The organism is Dietzia sp. B19 (assembly GCF_014145155.1).
In the GTDB taxonomy this organism is placed as follows: domain Bacteria; phylum Actinomycetota; class Actinomycetes; order Mycobacteriales; family Mycobacteriaceae; genus Dietzia; species Dietzia natronolimnaea.
This window is the reverse complement of the sequence record NZ_JAALED010000463.1, coordinates 1-7,276: the sequence shown is the minus strand read 5'-3', so window position 1 is coordinate 7,276 and position 7,276 is coordinate 1. Positions and strand designations below refer to the sequence as shown.

Here is a 7,276-nt window from a genome sequence, read left to right as displayed (position 1 = left end):
GGCGCCCAGCTTCCGGCGGTTGGCGGGGGGATGCAGGTCGTCGGCGTCGAGGAACAGGGCACCCGTCCGCTCGGCGATCGCGCGGGCGACGGTCGACTTACCGGCCCCGGACACCCCCATCACCACGATGTGCGCAACGGCCGCGGGCAACGGCTCTGCCCGATTCGGCACCGGCCCCGTCGGAGTCGCCACGGGCCTGTCAGATGGTGAAGGCCATCGACCCGAGGATCCTCCTGCCCAGGTCCTCGTCGCCACTGATCTCCACGCCGTTGCCGGGTTCGGCGGTGATCCTGCCGGTCGCCGCACGGACGAAGGTCGGGGTGTCGAACACCAGCTCGACCGTGGTCCGCGCGGAATCGTCGACGTCCACGAGTCCCGCCCGGCCGGCGACCATCACGTCGACGGCCATCGGGAGATCGGTGTCGGACTCACCCGTGACCCGGAACCGGACGCGGGCACCGTCCGGGGCGCCGGCCTTCTTGCCCACGGTCCGGGGGAGGGAGCGCACGATCTCGTCGAGGGCGAACCGCCCCGGGCCGCTGCCGAGGTGGTGTTGCATGCCGAGGGCGTGGCGGATGTCGTCCTCGTGGATCCAGCAGTCGAAGACGCGCACGCCCATGAAGCGACGGAACGGGACGCGACCGACGGGGGAGTCGGACTCGGCCTCGAACTGCTGCGGGGTCATCTCGGCGAGCTGTCCCGTGCGCTCGGCCACCGCCTCCCGGAAGTCCGCGAACGCGTCCTCGACCGCCAGCGGACGGGCCTCCTGCACGAACTTCTCGTTGAGCTCCCCGATGGGGTTGCGGACGTACTCGTCTGCCGAGGGCGGGAGGTCGACGTCCGGTACCGGTTCGCCCGAGAGCAGGTGCTCCGTTCCGGCGATGTGCGCCACCACGTCGCGGACGGTCCATCCGGGGAGGGCCGTGGGTGCGGCCCAGTCGTCTCTCTTCAGTCCCGCGAGGAGCTCGTCGAGGCGCTTCCACTGCTGGATCAGGTGGCGCACCTCGACGGGTGCGCCGCCGGTGGGTTCTGTGGTGGTGGCGTCGCGGCTCTCGGTGTCCATGGTCACCAGGTTACTGCCGCCGTGGGGACGGACCCGGCGACTTGACCGTCAGCGTTCACGATGCAGTGACAGTTCCGGTGCGATGACTGGTCCGGGCACCTCGACGACTCCGGCCCCGGCGCCGCTGTGGTGTGCGGACGCCGGGGCCGGCGATCAGGTCGTGCGGCGCGAGGTCAGAGTTCGCGCGCGGGACGGGCTGTGGCCCCCTCCGGGTCGTCGGGGTGACCGACGTAGTGCACGATGCTGGCGACGAGTCCGCCCCAGATCACGAGCAGGAACAGCACCATCATGATGATCGCGGGAGCGTCCATGGCTCAGGCCTCCTTGGGCGTGTGGGTGGGAGCCGGGTTCTCGTCGGGACGGGTGAGTCCCTCCTCGTAGCTGTAGTCGCTCGGGTCGTCGTCGACGCTCGGCGGCCCGTCGAGCTGGCGGGCCCCCCGCCAGGGCAGGGCCGACAGGACGATCGACAGGACGAGGATGGTCCCGATCATGCCCCAGCCCCAGACGCCCAGGATGGCGGCGTCGTATCCCTCGTAGGGCTCGGAGACGAGGGACATGATCTCGCGGATCAGGGCGTAACCCAGGACGATCGGCGTGATGACCGCCAGGCAGACGATCCAGAACGTGCCGACCTTCCACGAGGACACCGAGTTGAGGTGGTCGCGCAGTGTGGGGGCCAGCCGCATCACGAAGATCACCACGATGAGGGCGATGAGGGTGATGCCGACGATGCCGAGGCTGTTGACGAACTTGTCCATCACATCGAGGTTCTGCAGCCCGGTCTCGGTGGGCATGAGCAGGATCGAGGCGACCGCCATCGGGATGCCCACGGCCAGCACCGAGACGGTGCGGCTGCTGCCCATCTTGTCCTGGAAGGACGAGATGACCACCTGGACGATGGAGATGAGCGAGGTGATGCCGGCCAGGATGAGGCAGATGAAGAAGACCACGCCCCAGATCGGGCCGCCGGGCATCTGCGAGATCAGAGCCGGGAAGGCGATGAACGCCAGACCCGGACCGCCGCCGACGTCCTCCCAGCCCGCGCCCGCCGACGTGGAGACGAGGAAGCCGAGCGTGGCGAACACGCCGATGCCCGCGAGGACCTCGAAGGCGGAGTTGGAGAAGCCCACGACCAGGCCGGAGCTCGTGAGGTTGGACTTGCGCTTGAGGTAGGACGAGTAGGTGAGCATGATGCCGAAGCCGACCGAGAGGGAGAAGAAGATCTGGCCGTAGGCCGCGATCCACACGCTCGGCTCGGTGAGCACGCCCCAGTCCGGGGTGAAGAAGTTGTTGAGGCCGTCCATCGCGCCGTCGAGGAAGAGCGACCGCACGACGAGGGCGGCGAAGAGTGCCACCAGGAGCGGGACGAAGAGCAGCGCGGTCCGGCCGATGCCGTTCTGGACGCCCGCGAGCAGGACCCCGAGCGTGACGATCCACACGACCACCAGGACGAGCGCGATGCCCGGGACGAAGTCGATCCCGAACCCGCTGCCGGCGCGGAGGAAGTCCTCGGCGAAGAACGTGGCCGACTCCTCGTACGTCTGCCCCCAGCGTTCGTCGACGGAGAACCACGCGTAGCAGGCCGCCCAGGCGATGATCACCGCGTAGTAGACCGCGATGACGAAGGACACCAGGACCTGGATCTAGCCGATCGGCTCGGCGAAGCGGTTCATCCGTCGGAAGCTCAGAGGGGCGGAACCGCGGAAGCGGTGCCCGATGGCGTAGTCGAAGAACAGCAGCGGGAGACCCGCGGTGAGCAGTGCCACGAGGTAGGGGAGCAGGAAGGCGCCGCCACCGTTGTCGTACGCGACGAAGGGGAAACGCCAGATGTTGCCGAGGCCGACGGCGGAGCCGATGGCGGCGAAGACGAAGACGGAGCGACGGGAGAATGTCTCTCTCGGTGTCACCCCACCTTGGTTGGGCGGGCTGGTCATGGTCGGCTCCTTGTCGGGCGATCGGGCGGCGGATCCGCCGGGTGTGACGGAACGACGATAGGTGTGGTCCCCACAACTCCCAACATCTAGTCGGCGGGTTGGGGTTTTGGTGACCATTTCGACGCATTCGTGGCACCTGATCGTGTTACTGGCGGGACTACAGTGACTTCATGAGGACAATGCAGGTGAGACGGAGAGCGGGACGCGCGCTGGCCGCGGTCGCGCTCGTGGCGTCGATGGCGGGGGTGTCCACCCTCGTCGCCACCCCGACGTCGGCAGCCCCCGTGCCCTCTCCCGCCGAGGTGGTCCGCGAGACCGGGTCGTGGTTCGCGCACGGGTACACCCTCGACCTGCGCGCGGACGGGACGGGGATGCTGGCGGCCTGGGTCGGCGCGTTCGACGGCACCAGGGTGCAGGTGCGTCTGATCCCCGCTCCGGGTCCGGCGACGGTCGCCGAGGTGACCGCCGTCGAGACGGTCGGACGAGGGGGGCTGGCGCCCGAAGAGCAACCGGGGATCGGCGGACTGGTCACGATCGCCGTCGGCGACGAGGTCCGGACGGCCCACGTCGAGTGGTCGTCCGGGCCGCGCCGTCTGGCCGTCGACCTGTGCCCCACCGAGGGTCTCGACGCCGAGATGATGGCCGTTCTCCGGTGCGGCGCCTGACGGCTGTGCCGGGGCGTGGGAGGCGACGGCGACACGCCGTCGTCGGGCGGATCACCCCTGAGAATGAGATAACGATTCGGTAACATGGGTGCCCCTAAACCTGAGGTGCCCCTCACCTGTGTATATGAGGGAACCATCAGCTCCGTATTGTGATCGGGCTCACGCGTCGGCCCCCTCGGCTAACCCCCGAACGGACGGCCGTACCCCCTCAAGCTGAGGTCTCCCTCAACTTCCTGTGGCAGTCTGTGCCCTGCGTCGGACCAGCAACTGGTCTCGGCGTGGAGATGTCCCAGACGAAGTTGCCAAGGAGTTCCACACGTGACGATCGACGACCGCGACCTCACACCCCGCCCGCTCGAGACCGGACACGCGGCCCGCCGCCAGGCCCGCGCGCTCGCGGACGACCTGCGTGAGGGCACCGCCTACGCCCTCGCCTTCGGGGGACAGGGGATCGCGTGGCGCGACGCGTTGAGCGACCTCATCGACGGCACCGGGATCGGTCCCGAACTGCAGGACCTCGTCGACTCCTCCGTCGCCCTCACCGAGCCGGTCCACGACGAGATCGCGGTGGTCCGGCCCCACGGCTTCCGCCCCATCGAGTGGGCCAACACCACCACCGGCGAGGACGAGGACCACGGTGACCTCCCCGACGAGGCGTCGCTCTCCTCCGCCGCGGTCTCCCTGCCGGCCGTCCTGCTCACCCAGGTGGGCGCCGTCCGCGCGCTCGCCGCCGAGGGCTTCGACGTCAACGACACCGCCCCCGCCGCCGTGGTCGGACACTCCCAGGGCATCCTCGCCGTGGAATCGGTCGAGACCTTCGGGTCGATCGACGACCGCCTCCTGGCGATGGCCGAGCTCATCGGCGCCGCCGCCACCCTGATCGGTCGCCGCACGGGCCTGTTCCGCCGTGGCGAGGCCAGCCCCATGGTCGGCGTGTCGGGCATCGACGGCGCGCGACTGCGCGCCCTCGTCGACGAGGTATTCTCCGCGGTCGACCCCGCACTGCGGCCGACCGTCTCCATCCGCAACGCGCAACGCCGTCACGTCGTGGTGGGCCGTCCGGACGATCTCGAGGACCTGCGCCGTCACTGCGCGGACCTCGAGGCCGAGTCCCGCCGCCGTCGCGAGGCCAAGCTCACCGGCGGCGAGGTCTTCGCCCCCGTCTTCGACCCCCTCGAGGTGGAGGTCGGTTTCCACCATCCCGCGATGGCCCCCGCGGTGGACATCGTGTCCGACTGGGCGGCCCGTTGTGGCCTGGACGCCGACCGCGCGGCCGCGTTGGCCCGCCAGGTCTTCGCCGAGCCCGTCGACTGGGTCGAGGAGATGGCCGAGACCCTGCACTCCGGCGCGGAGTGGATCCTCGACATGGGCCCGGGCGAGGCCCTGACCCGCCTCAACCGCTCGGTGGTCCGCGGCCAGGGCGTCGGTGTGGTCGCCGCCGCCACCCGCGGCGGACTGCGCAACCTCTTCACGCCGGGAGCCACCCCGTCGATCGAGCGCCCGTGGACGGCCTACCAGCCGCAGCTCATCACCCTTCCCGACGGCAGCGTGCACGTGGAGACCTCGTTCACCCGCCTCACCGGCTGCTCGCCGATCCTGCTGGCCGGGATGACCCCGACCACCGTGGACCCCGAGATCGTCGCCGCCGCGGCCAACGCCGGCCACTGGGCCGAGCTCGCCGGCGGCGGTCAGGTGACCGAGCCGATCTTCGCCGAGAACACCCGGCGCCTGACCGAGCTGCTCGAGCCCGGCCGCAGCGCCCAGTTCAACTCCCTGTTCCTCGACCCGTACCTGTGGAAGCTCCAGGTCGGAGGCAAGCGACTGGTCCAGAAGGCCCGCGCCGCTGGCGTCCCCTTCGACGGGGTGATCGTCACCGCCGGCATCCCCGAACTCGACGAGTCCGTCGCCCTCATCGAGGAGCTCACCGAGGCGGGACTGCGCCACGTGAGCTTCAAGCCGGGCACGGTCGCGCAGATCCGCCAGGTCGTGCGGATCGCGGCCGAGGTCCCGCACATGCCGGTGATCGTCCAGGTCGAGGGCGGCCGGGCCGGGGGACACCACTCCTGGGAGGACCTCGACGCGCTCCTGCTGGCCACCTACCCGATGCTGCGCGACCGGCCCAACGTGGTCCTGTGCGTCGGCGGCGGGATCGGCACACCGGAACGGGCCGCCGACTACCTCACCGGATCCTGGGCCAACGCCCACGGTTACCCGGCCATGCCCGTCGACGGCATCCTCGTGGGCACGGCCGCCATGGCGACGCTCGAGGCCACCACCAGCCCGCAGGTCAAGCAGCTCCTCGTGGACACCGTCGGCGTGGACCACTGGGTGGGTGCCGGCCAGGCCGACGGCGGAATGGCCTCCGGCCGCAGCCAGCTCGGCGCGGACATCCACGAGATCGACAACACCGCCGCCCGCACCGGGCGTCTGCTGGACGAGGTCGCCGGCGACGCCGAGGCCGTGGCCGAGCGCCGCGAGGAGATCGTCGCCGCGATCAACGGCACCGCCAAGCCGTACTTCGGTGACCTCGGGACCATGACCTACGAGCAGTGGCTTCGCCGGTTCGCCGAGCTCTCCCTCGCCTCCGCTCCCGCCGCCGGCACCGCCTCCGGGGCGGTGGCCGAGAGCGCCCACTCGGTGTGGCTCGATCCCACGATCCGCGAGCGCTTCCACCGCATGGTGCAGCGCGCCGAAGCCCGCCTGGACGCCGCGGACACCGGTCGCATCGTCTCGGCCTTCCCCCGCGCCGAGGCGATGGAACGACCCACCGAGGTCGTCGACGCACTCGCTGCCCGCTACCCGGACCTGGCCACCGCGACCCTGCACCCCGCCGACGCCGCCGAGTTCCTCGACATCTGTCGCATGCCGGGCAAGCCCGTCCCGTTCGTGCCCGTCATCGACGGCGACGTCCGTCGCTGGTGGCGCTCGGACTCACTGTGGCAGGCCCATGACGCCCGCTACGACGCCGACGCCGTGTGCATCATCCCCGGCACCACCGCTGTCGCCGGGATCACCCGGGTGGACGAGCCTGTCGGCGAGTTGCTCGATCGCTTCGAGTCCGCCACCGTCGACCGTGTCCGTGGCTACCTGCCCTCCACCGAGGCCGTGAGCGGCCGCCGCCGCGGCACCGTGACCACCGAGCAGGGCCCGGTCGCGGACGTGCTCAACGCCCCCGACGTCTCGTGGGCGGGCCGCCTGGTGGTGAGCCCTGTCCACCGCCTCGGCGTCCTGCACGCCTGGGAGATCGACTCGAACGGCATCGGCCACCATCCGGTCTCCGGCGCGGTCCTGACCCCGGCCCAGGACGGGCGGACCGTCGACCTGACTCTGCCCATCGGTCCGACCGAGATGACCATCACGATCACCCTGGGTGACTCCGTGGCCACGGGCGCCGCACCGGTCGTCACCGACGCCGCCGCGGAAGCCGCCATGCGCACCCTTCTGAGCACCGCAGCCGGCGTGGGCCGTGGCGGAGCCGGAGGGACCGCGATCGAGGCCCTGCCCGAGGTCGCCGATGGTGTCGCCACCGCCCGGTTCACCTTCGAGCCCACCCTCGCCTCCGACCACACCGGCGTCACCGCCGGCAGCCTGCCCACCCCGCTCATCACCTCGGA

At 70.7% G+C, this 7,276-nt stretch carries 7 protein-coding genes; 2 read left to right on the top strand and 5 right to left on the bottom strand.

From position 1 onward, the window contains the following. From G6020_RS12960 to G6020_RS17580, 5 genes are all read right to left on the bottom strand, one after another. Positions 1 to 120 (bottom strand): shikimate kinase (locus G6020_RS12960; protein ID WP_182610900.1); only part of this gene is annotated, 120 nt, incomplete at its 3' end. A 79-nt stretch (positions 121 to 199) separates the two neighbouring features. Continuing rightward, positions 200 to 1,063 carry a maleylpyruvate isomerase family mycothiol-dependent enzyme gene (locus tag G6020_RS12955; RefSeq protein WP_182610899.1) on the bottom strand — a complete coding sequence of 288 codons (864 nt, stop codon included), beginning with the start codon at positions 1,061 to 1,063 and terminating at the stop codon, positions 200 to 202. A 173-nt stretch (positions 1,064 to 1,236) separates the two neighbouring features. Beyond that, positions 1,237 to 1,374 (bottom strand): methionine/alanine import family NSS transporter small subunit, encoded by a 138-nt coding sequence (locus G6020_RS12950; protein WP_179524862.1) that lies wholly within the window; start codon positions 1,372 to 1,374, stop codon positions 1,237 to 1,239. 3 nt (positions 1,375 to 1,377) lie between these two features. Then, positions 1,378 to 2,694, bottom strand: a complete 1,317-nt coding sequence (locus tag G6020_RS12945; protein ID WP_347238377.1) for a sodium-dependent transporter — start codon at positions 2,692 to 2,694, stop codon at positions 1,378 to 1,380. 12 nt (positions 2,695 to 2,706) lie between these two features. Beyond that, a complete protein-coding gene (locus tag G6020_RS17580; protein ID WP_347238376.1) occupies positions 2,707 to 2,997 on the bottom strand; it encodes a hypothetical protein in 291 nt (96 codons plus the stop codon). 170 nt (positions 2,998 to 3,167) lie between these two features. Here G6020_RS17580 and G6020_RS12940 point away from each other — a divergent pair, with 170 nt between their 5' ends. Together G6020_RS12940 and G6020_RS12935 are read left to right on the top strand one after the other, a co-directional pair. After that, complete coding sequence (locus G6020_RS12940; protein WP_241730593.1) at positions 3,168 to 3,662, top strand: hypothetical protein; 495 nt, start codon at positions 3,168 to 3,170, stop codon at positions 3,660 to 3,662. A gap of 318 nt (positions 3,663 to 3,980) precedes the next feature. Further along, positions 3,981 to 7,276, top strand: a 3,296-nt coding sequence (locus G6020_RS12935; RefSeq protein WP_182610898.1) for a fatty acid synthase subunit beta domain-containing protein, incomplete at its 3' end; no start/stop codon positions are given.

Excerpts from the sequence above, each read along its gene's own strand:
- G6020_RS12955 (WP_182610899.1), bottom strand. The coding sequence starts at position 1,063 with ATGGACACCGAGAGCCGCGACGCCACCACCACAGAACCCACCGGCGGC.
- G6020_RS17580 (WP_347238376.1), bottom strand. The coding sequence starts at position 2,997 with ATGACCAGCCCGCCCAACCAAGGTGGGGTGACACCGAGAGAGACATTC.
- G6020_RS12940 (WP_241730593.1), top strand. The coding sequence starts at position 3,168 with ATGAGGACAATGCAGGTGAGACGGAGAGCGGGACGCGCGCTGGCCGCG.
- G6020_RS12950 (WP_179524862.1), bottom strand. The coding sequence starts at position 1,374 with ATGGACGCTCCCGCGATCATCATGATGGTGCTGTTCCTGCTCGTGATC.